We start from the raw sequence: 14,120 nt of genomic DNA, 5'->3' as shown, positions 1-14,120 counted from the left end.
AGAAAGTTTTAAAAGGGGAGAAACGGAGAATGGCTTCACGCTTCGCTTGCCTGCCGCTTTTCGAAATCCGCCCGCGCAAACGTCCCCTTAAGCTTTAACCTTTAAGCTTTAAGCTCTTCTCTTAACACAGAGGAACGGAGAAACGGAAAAACGGAGAGTGAGCGTCTCGCTTGCCCTCGGATCCCTTCCGTGAGAAATTTCCTCTCCGAGGCCAGGTTTTATCGGGGAAAGAACGCCGTTCCTGCGCTCAAAAATCGGACTGATATTTATTTGTCGTGATAAACCTTGATGAATAAAGGGCTACGCGGCGTTTACCCCCGGTTTTCGAGACCGAGGGGGAAACGCCGTCCAAACCGCTTGAACAAAAGGATTTGCCCCAAAATCGAATTGCGCGGTTTTCGGACGCATTTCGAAGCGTCCGCGAACGCGGGCGAACAAGGCGCGGCAAGCGGCGTTTCCGGCGTCTTCCCGAAATCTGCGCTCATCCGCGACATCTGCGGCTAAAAAATTTGCGAGGCACCGCGGAAAGAAAATTCGTGAAATTCGTGCAATTCGTGGATTCAAATTCTTTGCGTCTTTGCGTCTTGGCGGGAAAACTTGCACGGAAAGGCTTTCGAGAAAGCGTCAAAATGTTGCATTTGCTAAAATTCCGTGTCTTTCCGTGTTTTCCGTGGTCAAATTTTCCCTTGCCTCGGTCTCGAAAACCGCACAAAATCACACCAGAAAAATTCCGTTCTTCCGTCCCCAAAAGATTCAGTGGTCGCCGAAAACGCCGCCGCCGGACTTCAAGGCGGGAACGGGTTCCTTTCAGAAAAACACAATAACGATCAAAACAACACATGAAACCGCAAAAATTCCTCCTCACATCCCTCCTCGCCGCCGCCGCGATGAGCGCCGTTCCCGCGTACGGCGATGCCGCGTATACGTCGACGACGACCGGCGTCGGAACGACGCTCGCGACCTTGCAGCTCGACGGCGATACGACGACCGTGTTGGCGGGCTCAAACATTAATCTTGGGAATTTTTCGGGAACGCTCGAGCTCAGCGGCAACAACGGCGGGTCGATTTCCACGGTCGCGACCAACGGCGGCTGGGGCGGGCGTGTTTCGTTCGCCGAAAATTCCTACACATCGGAGCTGACAAGAATCATTCTCAACGCCGGCATTGAAGCGGAGCTGACGAACGTCGCTTCTCAATCCGGGCTGACGATTGAAGCGGACAACGCATCGTTCTACTTCACGGGCGACACGCTTTCTGCCAATCTTCACGTCGGTTCGGGCGGCGTGCGACTGAACGGCAATTCCGGAGCGACTCAGACTTATGCCGGAACGATTACGGGAAGCGGGAACGTTTACAACTTTTTATCTCAGAGCACCAACGGTTCCGTCATTTTCACCGGGAACACATTCGGTTTCACGGGAACGTGGGTCAGCGCAAACGACAGCGCAAAAATTTGGCAGTTCGGTGACGGTTCAGCGGCGGCCTCCGGCGGCGCTGTCGGCGGAAATTTCGGCACGAGGACGCAGAGCGTGAAACTGAAATTCAACTTCACCGGCGATTATTCCGTCGGCGGGAACGTTTACGCTTCTGCGCTCACTATTGCGGGCGGGAACGCGAGTTTCGGCGGCGCCGTGAAAGCGGGTTCGATTTCCGTCGCGAGCGGCGCGACGGCGAAACTTGCGGAAGGATCCGCCTTCAATCTCGCTTCCGTCGCTTCCGCCATCGCGATAAGCGGCGGCGGGAATTTCGTGCTCGCGGGCAACGTCAGTCTTTCGGCGGACGCTTCGGGCGCGCCGCTCTCGCTGACCGCCGGCACGTTTTCCGTTGAAGATACGGCGAGCTTTGCTTTGACGGGGGCTGGTCGCTTGGGCGAAAGCGTCAATTTCGTCAGCGTTTCCGGAGGCACCGTCACGGCGGCGACGCTCAGCACGGAGAAGTTCACCTATAACGGGCACGCGCTTTCATCGCGCGTGACGGGCGTTTCGCTGACGGAAAGCGGCTCGCTTGCGTTCACGGGCAAAGCGCTTTCTCTGACGTGGAAAAGCGATTTGACGACGGGAACGTGGAACAAGAGCAATCAGAACTTCACCGCGAGCGACGGAACGGCTTCCTCGTTCGTGGATTATGATGACGTGACATTCGCCACGGCGGGAGCGTCTGTGACGATCGGCGAACCGATTGCGGCAGAAAGAATTACGATTTCCGAAGACACGACCTTCACGGCTTCGAGCTCCAATACGTTGAGCGCGTTGAACGTAGCCGTCGAATCGGGCAAAACGCTCACCATCAGCGGATCAGGAGGGATTTCCAATTATTCGTTCGGCTCCGTGGACGTCGCCGAAAACGCCGTGTGGGATTTAGGAACTTACGGGTCTGTGGCAGTTTCGCAGACCGTGACCGGAAGCGGAACGGTCAAAATCGTGAATTCTTCGGGCGGGCACAGCGTGACCGTGAATCTTGGAGAGTTTTCGGGAATTCTTGATTTCACCGGGAAATTCAAATCGGACGGGAACACGCTCGGAACGGACGCGACGATTCGTATTTCCGGGAGCGGCGCGAACTGTAACATGTGGGGCGGCGGCACGCTTGCGAACGACATCCACTTTTTGACCGACTATCAAATCGGAGATTCGACCTCGACAAGCATCATTCTTTCCGGACACGTTTTCACGGAAGAGGGCACGACGCTGACCGTCGGCGCTACAAGAAGCGGCTATACGGGGACTGCCATTTTCTCCGGCGACATGGACGTTGCGCATTTATTGGTCAATGACTACGGCGTCGTGCAAATCAGAAACAATGCAGGTGACAGCGGCTTTTCGAAAAAGCTGAACAAAGTGACGCTTGCGAACGGAAGGACGCTTACGTTGTATTCTGCCGCGCAGCCGACTGTCGCGACGACGATCGGAGAACTCGCTCTGAGCGGCGCGACGGCGACCTTGGCTATGACACACTTCCAAGGCTATTGGAACGTGGACAAGCTGGACATCGGAGAACAGACGTCCGTGACGCTGAACTTGGCGAGCTCGCAGTCATCGTCCAATACGGGCATATTTGAACTTGGGGCTTCGAGCGCGAGCGACGTCGGAAATTTCGCGGGAACGTTCAACGTCACGAGCACGGACACCGGAAAAACTCGATCAGTTTCCGTCGTAATCTCCAATGGCGACATCGCGAAAAAGGCTGTCGTGAAATTGGCGAGCATCGGGAGTGCTGCTTCGAGCACGATTCCATCGCGTCTTTCCCTTGGCGTGAACGCGAGCCGCGTGACGATTGCGGGCTTGGTTTCTACGCTTGGCGACAACGCGGGCGTTTATTCCGGAAAGGTCGGGACGGAAACGGATGGTGCTAGCATTCCTGCGGGCGATTCGACGACGCGCACGCTCGTCATCAACACGGCTGAGGGCGGCGATTATTCGTTCAACGGCAAGATTCTCGCGAATCTGAATCTGGAGAAGACGGGCGCGGGAACGCAGACGCTTGCGGGCGCGAGCACGGCGTTCAACGGCTCGGTGAAGGTTTCCGGCGGCGTGCTCGCCCTCGCGGACGCGTCGGCGATCGGCTCCGGGAACGCGGTGCGCATTGACGGCGGTCAGCTGAAGGTCGGGAACGGCACGACGGCGGTTTCGCTGAACGCGGCTGCCTACACGATCGTGCTGAGCGACGCGTATTCCGAGGATTCGGGCGTCGCCGCGATCGTCGGCACGGACACGGCGAACAAGAGCTCCGTCGCGCTCGCGACCGACACGAAAATCACGATCGAGCTTGCGGATTCCGTCGCGGTGAGCCTCGCGGCGGAAGCGGCGCAATATCAGTACAAGATTTTCGACACGGCGACGATTGTTTCCGACTCGTTCACCATCGACAGCTTCGCGCTTTCTGAAGCTCTGAAGTCCGACTGGCAGATTTCGGGTTACAAGAACGGCGTGCTGACGATTGCGGCGATTCCGGAGCCGTCGGTGTTCGGGCTGTTGGCGGGTCTGGGCGCTCTCGCGCTCGCGGGAACGCGCCGGCGCCGGAGGAAAGCTTAAAGGTTAAGGCTTAAAGCTTAAAGAGGCGGGAGCGCCGTTTCTCTAAACTCTAAGCTTTAAGCTCTCATCTTTTTTATTGTGTGTTAGTTAGTGTGGGCGTCCTCGTGGAGAGATCCGCGGGGGCGCCGTTTTTTTTTTGAGAGTTCTTGGGCGCAAGAAACCGAACAGGGATTTCGGGGATTTTAAGGGATTTGATTCGGCCCCAGGAAGCGCCCCTGCCGGAGAACGGGAAAAGCCCGCCTCGCGACCGAAAGCAGGAATGCCTTCGCCCCCCCATGTTCCCGCATGGAATGCGGAACAAAAATAACCCCATGCGGCGGCGCCGCTTGGGGCAGCGAGCGCGTAAAACACGCGCTTGAAAAGCGCAACTGCCCCGCGGGAACGGCGTGCCGCGAAAACGTCGAGCGCGTCGGGCGGTTGCGCCTTTCAGGCGCGGCGCATGTGCGGGATTTGCCCCAAGCGCGCGCTTCGCCGCGCGCATGGGGTTACGTTTGTTTCGCCCCGTCGGGGCGCGGAAAAAGCTTAAAGGGAAGTTTGTGCGGACGGATTTCGGAAAGCGGCAGGTAAGCGAAGCGTGGAGCCATGCCGCCTTTCCCCTTTAAAACTTTCTTTAACTTCCTTTGACTTCGCGGTCTTTCTTTGCGTCTTTGCGTCTTGGCGTCTTGGCGGGAAATTTCTGCGGGACGGATTTCGAGGGCAAGCGGGACGCTTACCCTCCTGTGAAATTCGCGTTCATTCGCGGTTTCAAAAAAATCTGCGGAAATCTGCGAGATCCGCGGGAGAAACTTTGTGCGGGCGGATTTCGGAAAGCGGCAGGAATGCCGCTTCTCCCTTTTAAAACTCTCTTGGCGTCTTGGCGGGGAAAAACGAAGCGGTCAGGAGAGGTCGCGGATTTCGTCGACGGGGATTTGGGTGCGGAACCATTTGCGCTGGCCGGCGGCGAGCTGCCGCGTGGAAAGCGCGATTGTCTCCGCGAGCGCGGGAACGCCGCCCGGCTCGCCGGAAGCGAGCCACGCGAGCGTTTCGCGGTAGCCTATCGCCTTGCCCGCGGGCGTGTCGGGCAGCAGTTCGCCGCGCGCGGCGAGGGCGCGGACTTCGTCCACGAGCCCGGCGTCGAGCATCGCGCGGACGCGGCGGTCGATGCGTCCGTTCAGATCCTCGCGGGAACGCCGCAGCAGCAGCGTGCGGATTTTGTATCCGGAAAACGGAGACGTCCGCGCCTCCATCTCGCGGCGCAGCGCGGAGATCGTCTTCCCGCTCGCGAGGCAGCGCTCGAGCGCGCGGACGACGCGGCACGGGTTCCGCCAGTCGAAGCCCGGCGCGCCGTCGGGGTTGAGTTCCCGCAGCGCGGCGACGGCGGCGTCGTTTCCGGCGGCGACCAGCGCGGCGACGCGCGCGCGGACGCTTTCGGGGACGTCGATTCCGTCGACGACGGGCGCGTAGAACGCCTTCAGATAAAAGCCGCTCCCGCCGGCGACGAGGATTTTTTTCCCGCGCGCGGCGAGAGCGCGGACGCAGGGCACGGCGAAGGCGAGGTAGTCGGCGACGGAAAATTTTTCGCGCGGCGAGACGAGGTCTATGCCGTGATGCGGCACGCGGGCGCGTTCTTCGCGCGTGGGCTTCGCGGTGCCGACGTCCATGCCGCGATAGACGTTCGTGGAGTCGCAGGAGACGATTTCGGCGTCGTGCTCCTCCGCCCAGCGGAGCGCGGTTTCGGTCTTGCCGACGGCGGTCGTTCCCGTGACGACGAAGATGTCCGCGTCCGCCTTCATTTTTTCACGGGGCTCATGTAGAGCTCCTTCCATTTTTTGAAGATGCGTCCGGCGACGGGGCCCGCGGTCGCGCCGCCCGCCATGCGGTCTTCGTGGTCGGCTTCGAAGACGACGGTGACGGCGACGCGCGGCTTGTCGGCGGGCGCGAATCCGGTGAACCAGGCGAGGTTCGCCTTTTTGCCGCGGTTGCGCCACTGCGCCGTTCCCGTCTTGCCCGCGACGCGCAGGCCTTCGACCTTCGCGCGGCGTCCGGTGCCGGAGTTCACGGCGTCTTCCATGCCGCGGAGAAGCGTCGCGTACGCCTCGTCGGAAAGCCCGATCGGCTCGCCGCCGTGATCGACGCGCTTGCCGGCGCGCGCGGGGTCGTACACGATCGTCGGGAGCGTGCGCGTCTCCCGCCGCGCGATGGACGCCGTCATGCACGCGACGTGCATCGGCGACGTGAGCGTGTAGCCCTGTCCAATCGCCATGTTGAGCGTGTCGCCCGCGACCCAGCCGCCGGCGCCGATTTCGTCGCGCTTGTATTCGGGCGAAGGCACGACGAGGTAGAGCCCCGTCGCCTCGGGCAGTTCGAGCGGGATTTTTTCGGCGAGCCCGAAGCGGCGCGCCTCGGCGGCGATCGGTTCCCAGCCGGTCGCGAGCGCGGCGTGGTAGCAGAAGACGTTGGAGGAGGAGCGGATCATTCCCGCGACGTCGATTTTGCCGAACGCGGCGCCGTCGTGCTCGGGCCAGTTGCGGCGGTCCACGCGCAGATAGGAACCGCAGTCGAATTTCGTCTCCGGAGAGATCTTCCCGCTGCGCAGCGCGGCGATCGCCGTGAGCAGCTTGAACGTCGAGCCCGGCGGGTAGCGCTGCTGCAGTGCGCGGTTGATGAGAATGCCGGGATCGCGCGCCTTGAGCTCCTTCAGATAGGCTTCGCGGATGATGACGGCGAACTCGTTCGGATCGTAGGAGAACGCGCTCGCGCAGGCGAGGATTTCGCCGGAATCGACGTCGAGCGCGATCGCCGCGCCGGGGCGGTTCACGGTCGCCATGGCGGCCTCGACTTCCTGCTGCAGCTCGAGGTCGAGCGTGGTGTAGACGAGCGCGCCCTGGACCGGCTTCACTTCCTCGATGAGATTGTAGAGATAGCCGTTCGGGTGCACCATCCAGAGCCGGTAGCCGGGAACGCCGCGCAGGGCGACGTCGAGCTGCTTTTCCAGCCCCGTCGCGCCCGTCTTGCCGCGATAGCGGGAAATGCCGATTTTTTCGTGGCGTGCGGGAACGCTCTCGGTGGAGACGTCGTCCGTGTTCGCGAGATAGCCGAGCACGTGCGCGGCGAGCGGCCCGTAGGGATAGAAGCGCACGCCGTCCACGTAGAGCCGCACGGGGCCGTTCACGGGAAACTGCTCGACGAAGCGCGCGCGTTCGAGCTCGGTCAGGTTTTCCGCGAGCGGGAAATCCAGCGTGCGCTTCTGCCCGATGTGGCGCAGCAGCGCCTTGGGATCGAAGACCGCCTGGCGCCCGACGGCGCGGTTCACGGCGTCCTGATATTTCTGGATCACCTCGATGCGCGCGGTGTTGAGCAGCGCGTCGCGGTCGATGCGCACGGAGGCGGAGCGGGAACGCTGGCGGCGCGCCTCGCGGACGGCGCGGACATAGGCGGCGTCGATTTCGTCGCGCAGCAGGCTCAGGTCCGCCGTCACGGAAAAGCGCGCGACGTTGGCGACGATGGTGTTCCCGTTGCGGTCGCGGATTTCCCCGCGCGGCGCGGGCGTCATGACGATGCGCCGGCTCTGCAGGCGGTGTTCGCGCAGGTATTCGTCGGAATCGAAGATCTGCCGTTTCGCGAGGCCGACGAGCAGGAACGCCGCGATCAGCGCGAAAAAGACGCCGACGACGGCGAGCCTCGCGGGAGTGACTCCCGGCGCGCGCGCATCCCGGACTAATCGCATTCCGCCTCCCGTTCTTCGATCAGGTCGATCCCGCAGATGCGGTACGCCGAAAACAGCAGATCGAAATACCAGCCGCCGAAAAGCAGCAGCAGCGCCGAGGAGAAGAGCAGATTCAGCGCGAAGCCGCCCCAGTACGCGAGCGCGTCCGGCCGCGTCCAGCCGAGCGCGAACGCCCAGAAAAAGAAAATCAGCGCGTTCGCGATTTCCGCCCAGAGGATCCAGCGGAGCGGCTCCGTCGGCGAAATGCGGGAACGCAGCAGGCGCAGCGCCAGATACGCGAAGATCATCCAGCCCGCGACGAAGCCGAACGACGCGGGCGAGCCGCCGGGAACGCCGCCGAAAAGCGAGACGCTGCGCGCGCTTTCCCAGAAGCTCAGCGAATGCGTCAGCTCGAACGGGACCGGCAGCGACGCGTCCACGACGAATCCGCACAGCGCGACGTTCGCCAGCCCGCGGTAGAACGGCATCAGCAGCGCGGGAACGACGACGAAGAGCCCCGCCGTGAAGAACGTGACGCCCCACGGCGCGAGCAGATCCGTCAGCAGCGACAGAGCGAACGTCCACAGGCAGACGCTCGCGAGCGAGGGCGCCCAGTAGAACGCCGCTTTGCCGAAATTCATCGAAGCCATGACGCTTTTCTCCGCCGACGCGTTCCCGCGGGAACGCTCACGGCGCGGCCGCCTCCCATTCGTTGTATTCCGTCGGATCCGTCTTCACGGGCACGAGCACGGCGACTTCCTCGACCGCGGCGAGCCCCGGGCGCAGCGCCACGCGCGCCTCGAAGAAAAGCCCGTCGTCCGTCGGTCTCATGCCGCCGCGCATCGTGCCCAGCCGCAGCCCGCCCGGAAAGACGCCGCCGACGCCCGTCGTGACGATCGCGGGATCGCGCTCGAACTTCGCGGGGAAGTCCGACGGAATGTCGCGGATCATGCCGAAGGGCGACGAGAACGGCCCTGAGCCCGCGCCGCGGAACGTGACCGGGTAGTCGCTGCCCTCGATGTAGGCGGAGATGCGGAACGACGGGCTCGAAATCAGCTCCACGACGCTCGTGAAATGATAGACTTCGCGGACGCGCCCGACGACGCCGCCGGCGTCCACGACGGGAGCGCCGACGCGGATGCCGTCCGCCTTCCCGCGCCGGATTACGAGCTGCTGCCACCAGAGCCCGACTTCGCGCCGCGCGACGCGCGCGACGACGGTGCGCACGTCCGGCCGGCTCGGCAGCGAGAGGAGTTTTTCCAGGCGGCGGTTTTCCTCGCGCAGCGCGGTCGCCGTCTGCATTTCGAGCTGCATCGTCGCCGCCGTGCGCTCGGCGTCGCGCCCCGCCTCGATGAGCTCGTGCTTCGTGCGGGAACGCAGCCCCCAGTAGCGCGCCAGATCCTTCGCGTGCGAAGTCGCGAGAAACGCGGGCGCGGAAAAGTCCTGAAACGACTCGTAGGAACAGCGTTTCAGCGCCGCCGGCGCGAACCAGCACACGGCGACCGCGAAGACGCCGAAGAAAAACGGACGGAAATTTCGGTACGGAGACGCCATTCCCGCGAAGGTTCAAGCCGCGCGCGAGCCCGCGAAGATCAGCTCCGGCTCGGGCGGTTCCAGTCCGAATTCTCGATCGAGATGCCCGTCCCGCGGACGACGGCGAAAAGCGGATCTTCGGAGACGAAGAACGGCAGGCCCGTCGAATCGCTGAAGAAGCGGTCGAGGCCGCGGATCAGCGCGCCGCCGCCCGCGAGCGCGGCGCCGCGGTCGATGAGGTTGCCGGAGATTTCCGGCGGGCAGTGCTCCAGCGTCTGGTGGATCGCCTGCGCCATGTTCTTGAAGCAGGGGAGCATCGCTTCGCGCACTTCCTCCGAGCGCACGATGAGCGCCTTGGGCAGCCCCGTCATCGCGTCGCGGCCCTTGATCTCCATCGTCATCTCGTGTTCGAGCGGATACGCGGAGCCGATGTTCTTCTTGAGCTCTTCCGCCGTGCGCTCGGAAATGACCAGATTGTAGTTCGCCTTCACGTTCTCGATGATGGCGCGTTCCAGCGCGTCGCCGCCGACGCTGAGACTGCGCGCGGCGACGATCCCGCCGAGCGAGAGCACGGCGACTTCCGTCGTGCCGCCGCCGATGTCCACGATCATGCTCGCCTCCGGTTCGCCGACGGGCAGACCGACGCCGAGCGCCGAAGCGATCGGCTCGAAGATGATGCGCACGTTCTGCGCGCCCGCGCGGTAGGCGGATTCCTCGACCGCGCGGCGCTGGACGGGATTGATGCCGTAAGGCACGGCGATGACGACCGTCAGGTGCGTCAGAATCGAGTGGCGCGCCGCCTTGCCGATGAAGTAGCGCAGCATGTGCTCGCTCACGTCGAAATCGGCGATCACGCCGTCCTTCATCGGACGGATGACCGTGATCGAGCCCGGCGCGACCGCCGCCATGCGCTTCGCCTCGTTCCCGACCGCGAGCACCTTCTTCGTCTCGTTGTCCAGAGCGACGTAGCTCGGTTCGTTCATGATGACGCCCCGCCCCTTGAGATAGACGAGCACGTTGGCGGTTCCGAGGTCGATGCCGATGGACGTGGAAAAGATTCCGGGAAATTTGCTGAAAATGGACATGGCGGATTTCTGATTTTTCGTTCCCGCAAGTAAAAAACAGGCGCGCCCGCTTGTCAAACGTCGGCTTGCCGCGAAAGAGCCGCGTTCCCGCGTTTTTTCACTTTTCAAGTCGGCGGGAAGGTTTCATTCTCTGTTCACCATGCCAGACAATACGTTTCTCACGCCTCCGAAAGCCGGAATTCAGTTCGAGCGCGGCACGATCCGCATCTCCACCAAATTCCCCGCGAACAACAATTACGTCTGCAGCTACGAAGTCTTCGTCGAAGGCGAATTCTTCAAGCCCGAAAACGGCCGCTCCGCGATGATCAACTTCGTGCAGACGGGCGCGACGGTCGAAAAATCCTATTACGACTACGGGCGTTTCTGCTTCTTCCTGCCGAACTGCGTCCTGCCGATGTTCGAGGACATTCTCAACGGCCAGGGCGCGCGCCTCGCCGTGCATTTCGTCGTCGAGAACGGACGCCCCGCGCGCGACCAGGCGGAGGCGCAGTTCAAGATCACCTTCAAGGTCTGACGCCATGACGCCCGAGAAAATTTCAGTCAACGCGGACGGGACGCTGAACGTTCCCGCCGAGCCGATCATTCCGTTCATCCGCGGCGACGGGAGCGGGCCCGACATCTGGGCCGCCGCCGTGCGCGTGCTCGACGCCGCCGTCGAAAAGGCCTACGCGGGAACGCGGAAAATCGCCTGGCGCGAAGTCTTCGCCGGCGAAAACGCGTTCAAAAAACTCGGCACCTGGCTGCCGGACGACACGCTCGCGGCGTTCCGCGAATACCTCGTCGGCATCAAGGGCCCGCTCACGACGCCCGTCGGAAAGGGCGTGCGCTCGCTCAACGTCACGCTGCGCCAGACGCTCGACCTCTTCGTCTGCCTGCGCCCGGTGAAGCATTTCCGCGGCATCGAGACGCCCGTGAAGGATCCGTCGAAGGTGGACATGGTCGTCTTCCGCGAAAACACGGAGGACATTTACGCGGGCATCGACTGGACGGCGGGATCGCCCAAGGCGCTGCGCATGATCGAATTTCTCCGGACGGAATTTCCCGACGACTTCAAAAAAATCCGCTTCGGCGCGGAGACGCCCGACGAGGTCGGCTTCGGCGTGAAGCCCGTCTCCAAGGCGGGAACGCAGCGCCTCGTGCGCGCCGCGCTCGAATACGCCGTCGCGCAGGGACGCAAGTCCGTGACGCTCGTCCACAAGGGCAACATCATGAAGTTCACCGAAGGCGCGTTCCGCGACTGGGGCTACGCCGTCGCGCGCGAGGAGTTCGGCGCGGAGCCGATCGGCGACGGTCCGTGGCTGCGCGTTCCCGAAGGGCGCCCCGGCGCGGGACTCGTGATCAAGGACTGCATCTGCGACGCGTTCCTGCAGGAAATTCTGCTCCACCCGGCGGACTTCGACGTCGTCGCGACGCTGAACCTGAACGGCGACTACGTCTCCGACGCGCTCGCGGCGCAGGTCGGCGGCATCGGCATCGCTCCCGGCGGGAACATCAACACGAAGACGGGGCACGCGATCTTCGAGGCGACGCACGGCACGGCGCCGAAGCTCGCCGGGCTCGACAAGGCGAACCCGTCCTCGCTGCTGCTTTCCGCGGAGATGATGTTCCGCCACCTCGGCTGGAACGAAGCGGCGGACCTGGTCGTGAAGGGCGTCTCGGGCGCGATTTCCGCGAAGACGGTGACGTTCGACCTCGCGGAAATGATTCCCGGCTCGACTTCGCTGAAATGCTCGGAGTTCGCGGACGCCGTCATCGCGCATCTCCGCGCCTGAACCGCGCAAAGGCATCGCCATGAACGACAAAGTTTCCATCGGACTCGTCCAGCTCGCGGCGGCGGAAACGCCCGCGGAAAACCTGCGCAAGACGATCCCGCGCATCGAGGAGGCCGCCGCGCGCGGCGCGAAGATCGTCGGACTGCAGGAGATGTTCACGACGAAGTATTTCTGCATCGACGAAAATCCGGACCGCTTCGACCTCGCCGAACCGATTCCCGCGGGGCCGACCACGCGCGAGCTCTGCGCCGTCGCGAAGCGGCTCGGCGTCGTCGTCGTCGCGCCGATGTTCGAGGCGCGCGGGAGCGAAGTCTACCACAACACGGCGGCGGTCATCGACGCGGACGGCTCCTATCTCGGCAAATACCGCAAGATGCACATTCCGCAGGATCCGTGCTTCGAGGAAAAATTCTACTTCACGCCGGGCGACCTCGGTTTCCGCGCGTGGGACACGGCGTTCGGCAGAATCGGCGTCTGCATCTGCTGGGACCAGTGGTACCCGGAGGCGGCGCGGCTGACCGCGCTCGCGGGCGCGCAGATTCTCTTTTACCCGACGGCGATCGGCTGGCTGCCCGAAGAAAAGGCGGCGCTCGGCGAGGCGCAGCACTGCGCCTGGGAGACCGTGCAGCGCGGGCACGCCGTCGCGAACGGCTGCTACGTCGCGGCGACGAACCGCGTCGGCGTCGAGGGACGCACGGAATTCTGGGGGCAGAGCTTCGTCGCGAACCCCTACGGCGAAATCGTCGCGCGCGCGTCCGCGGACAAGGAGGAAGTGCTCGTCGCGGAATGCGACCTCGCGCTGCAGCGGGAATTCCGCCGCATCTGGCCGTTCTTCCGCGACCGCCGCATCGACGCCTACGGCGAAATCACGAAACGCCTTCGGGACTGACGCGCCGCCGCTTCTTCGGTGAAATTCGTGGATGAGGAAAGTTTCATGCGGCGGGCGATCGCGCTCGCGGAAAAGGCGCGCGGGGACACGCACCCGAACCCGATCGTCGGCGCGGTGCTCGTCGAGGACGGCGAGATCGTCGCCGAGGGCTTCCACGCGCGCGCGGGAACGCCGCACGCCGAGCGCGTCGCGCTGAACGCGCTCGGGCGCAGACCGAAGCCCGGCGCGACGCTCTTCGTCACGCTCGAACCCTGCTCGACGCAAGGCAGGACGGGCGCGTGCACGGACGCGATTCTCGCCGCGGGCGTCTCGCGCGTCGTCGTCGGCGCGACGGATCCGAACCCGGAGCACGCGGGCCGCGGCCTGGATATTCTGCGGGAACGCGGCGTCGAGGTCGTCTCCGGCGTGCTCGCGCGCGAGTGCGGAAATCTGAATCCGATTTTCAATTACAACATCGTCACGGGCGAGCCGCTGATCGCCGCGAAATGCGCGCTCACGCCGGACGGGAAAATGTTTTTCGAGCCGGGAAAACGCGCGGCGATCACGGACGCGGCGGCGCGCGGGAACGTGATGCGGGAACGCCGCAGTTTTCCCGCGGTCGCGACGAGCTCCGGCACCGTGCTCTGCGACGATCCCGCGCTGACGGCGCGCGTGCCCGGCGAGCCGGTCTTCTGCCCGACGCGCTTCGTCTTCGACCGCCGCGGGCGCACGCTCGCGCGCGCGGACTCGCTCGCCGTCTTTTCCGACGCGTTCCGCGAGCGCACGATTTTCGTGACCGTTCCCGAGACGGAGGCGGCGGCGCGCGCGACGCTCGCCCCGCGCGGCGTCCGCGTCCGGGCGCTTCCTGCGGAGACGGCGGCGTTCTGGCGCGCGTTCCGCGGGCTCTGCGCGGCGGAAGGCGTCACCGGCGTGTACTGCGAATGCGGGCCGACGTTTCTGCGCGCGCTTTTCGCGGCGCGCCAGGCGGACCGGCTTTACGCCTACGTCGCGGGAACGCCGGAAAAGTCTCCCGAAAAATTCTTCTCCGAAGCCGCGCGGCTCGTTCCCGAAGGCGAGCTCTTCTTCCCGCGCGCGGACGGCGGGCGCGACGTCGAGCTGTTCGGCTCCGTCCGCTACGATTCGTGA

Annotated in this window: 10 protein-coding genes; 5 read left to right on the top strand and 5 right to left on the bottom strand. The window is 63.8% G+C overall.

Features of this window, described 5'->3' with window-relative positions:
- Positions 1-839: 839 nt before the first annotated feature.
- A complete protein-coding gene (locus ACQREB_RS05225) occupies positions 840-4,031 on the top strand; it encodes a beta strand repeat-containing protein (protein ID WP_427766134.1) in 3,192 nt (1,063 codons plus the stop codon).
- Between the two features lie 875 nt (positions 4,032-4,906).
- Here the strand turns inward: ACQREB_RS05225 and miaA are convergent.
- Genes miaA through ACQREB_RS05200 form a run of 5 tightly spaced genes read right to left on the bottom strand, consistent with a single transcriptional unit; the run spans position 4,907 to position 10,334 of the window.
- Positions 4,907-5,803: a tRNA (adenosine(37)-N6)-dimethylallyltransferase MiaA gene (gene miaA / locus ACQREB_RS05220; protein ID WP_427766132.1), complete on the bottom strand. Its 897-nt coding sequence runs from the start codon at positions 5,801-5,803 to the stop codon at positions 4,907-4,909.
- Positions 5,800-7,737 carry a peptidoglycan D,D-transpeptidase FtsI family protein gene (locus tag ACQREB_RS05215; protein WP_427766130.1) on the bottom strand — a complete coding sequence of 646 codons (1,938 nt, stop codon included), beginning with the start codon at positions 7,735-7,737 and terminating at the stop codon, positions 5,800-5,802. Before ACQREB_RS05215 ends, miaA begins: the two co-directional genes overlap by 4 nt.
- Positions 7,728-8,366, bottom strand: a complete 639-nt coding sequence (locus ACQREB_RS05210) for a hypothetical protein (protein ID WP_427766128.1) — start codon at positions 8,364-8,366, stop codon at positions 7,728-7,730. The genes ACQREB_RS05215 and ACQREB_RS05210 overlap by 10 nt, the downstream gene beginning before the upstream one ends.
- A 37-nt stretch (positions 8,367-8,403) precedes the next feature.
- Complete coding sequence (gene mreC, locus ACQREB_RS05205) at positions 8,404-9,270, bottom strand: rod shape-determining protein MreC (RefSeq protein ID WP_427766125.1); 867 nt, start codon at positions 9,268-9,270, stop codon at positions 8,404-8,406.
- 38 nt (positions 9,271-9,308) lie between these two features.
- Positions 9,309-10,334, bottom strand: coding sequence for a rod shape-determining protein (locus tag ACQREB_RS05200; protein ID WP_427766124.1), 1,026 nt, complete (start codon positions 10,332-10,334; stop codon positions 9,309-9,311).
- Positions 10,335-10,473: 139 nt separating this feature from the next.
- On the opposite strand from ACQREB_RS05200, the gene ACQREB_RS05195 reads away from it, so the two are divergent.
- The 4 genes from ACQREB_RS05195 to ribD are packed head-to-tail and all read left to right on the top strand — an operon-like array spanning position 10,474 to position 14,120.
- Complete coding sequence (locus ACQREB_RS05195; protein ID WP_427766122.1) at positions 10,474-10,848, top strand: hypothetical protein; 375 nt, start codon at positions 10,474-10,476, stop codon at positions 10,846-10,848.
- Positions 10,849-10,852: 4 nt separating this feature from the next.
- Positions 10,853-12,106 (top strand): NADP-dependent isocitrate dehydrogenase, encoded by a 1,254-nt coding sequence (gene icd / locus ACQREB_RS05190; RefSeq protein ID WP_427766120.1) that lies wholly within the window; start codon positions 10,853-10,855, stop codon positions 12,104-12,106.
- Between the two features lie 19 nt (positions 12,107-12,125).
- Entirely contained in the window at positions 12,126-12,995 is an 870-nt protein-coding gene (locus tag ACQREB_RS05185; protein WP_427766119.1) for a carbon-nitrogen hydrolase, read from the top strand.
- An 18-nt stretch (positions 12,996-13,013) separates the two neighbouring features.
- Positions 13,014-14,120, top strand: a complete 1,107-nt coding sequence (ribD, locus tag ACQREB_RS05180; protein ID WP_427766117.1) for a bifunctional diaminohydroxyphosphoribosylaminopyrimidine deaminase/5-amino-6-(5-phosphoribosylamino)uracil reductase RibD — start codon at positions 13,014-13,016, stop codon at positions 14,118-14,120.

Source organism: Candidatus Spyradosoma sp. SGI.093, from assembly GCF_050314555.1.
Taxonomy (GTDB): domain Bacteria; phylum Verrucomicrobiota; class Verrucomicrobiia; order Opitutales; family UBA953; genus Spyradosoma.
The sequence above is the reverse complement of the archived record's forward strand: the minus strand, read 5'-3'. Positions and strand labels throughout refer to the sequence as shown.

Coding starts and splice junctions, on each gene's coding strand:
- ACQREB_RS05195 (WP_427766122.1), top strand. CDS start 10,474: ATGCCAGACAATACGTTTCTCACGCCTCCGAAAGCCGGAATTCAGTTC.
- icd (WP_427766120.1), top strand. CDS start 10,853: ATGACGCCCGAGAAAATTTCAGTCAACGCGGACGGGACGCTGAACGTT.
- miaA (WP_427766132.1), bottom strand. CDS start 5,803: ATGAAGGCGGACGCGGACATCTTCGTCGTCACGGGAACGACCGCCGTC.
- ACQREB_RS05215 (WP_427766130.1), bottom strand. CDS start 7,737: ATGCGATTAGTCCGGGATGCGCGCGCGCCGGGAGTCACTCCCGCGAGG.
- ACQREB_RS05225 (WP_427766134.1), top strand. CDS start 840: ATGAAACCGCAAAAATTCCTCCTCACATCCCTCCTCGCCGCCGCCGCG.
- ACQREB_RS05210 (WP_427766128.1), bottom strand. CDS start 8,366: ATGGCTTCGATGAATTTCGGCAAAGCGGCGTTCTACTGGGCGCCCTCG.
- mreC (WP_427766125.1), bottom strand. CDS start 9,270: ATGGCGTCTCCGTACCGAAATTTCCGTCCGTTTTTCTTCGGCGTCTTC.
- ACQREB_RS05200 (WP_427766124.1), bottom strand. CDS start 10,334: ATGTCCATTTTCAGCAAATTTCCCGGAATCTTTTCCACGTCCATCGGC.
- ACQREB_RS05185 (WP_427766119.1), top strand. CDS start 12,126: ATGAACGACAAAGTTTCCATCGGACTCGTCCAGCTCGCGGCGGCGGAA.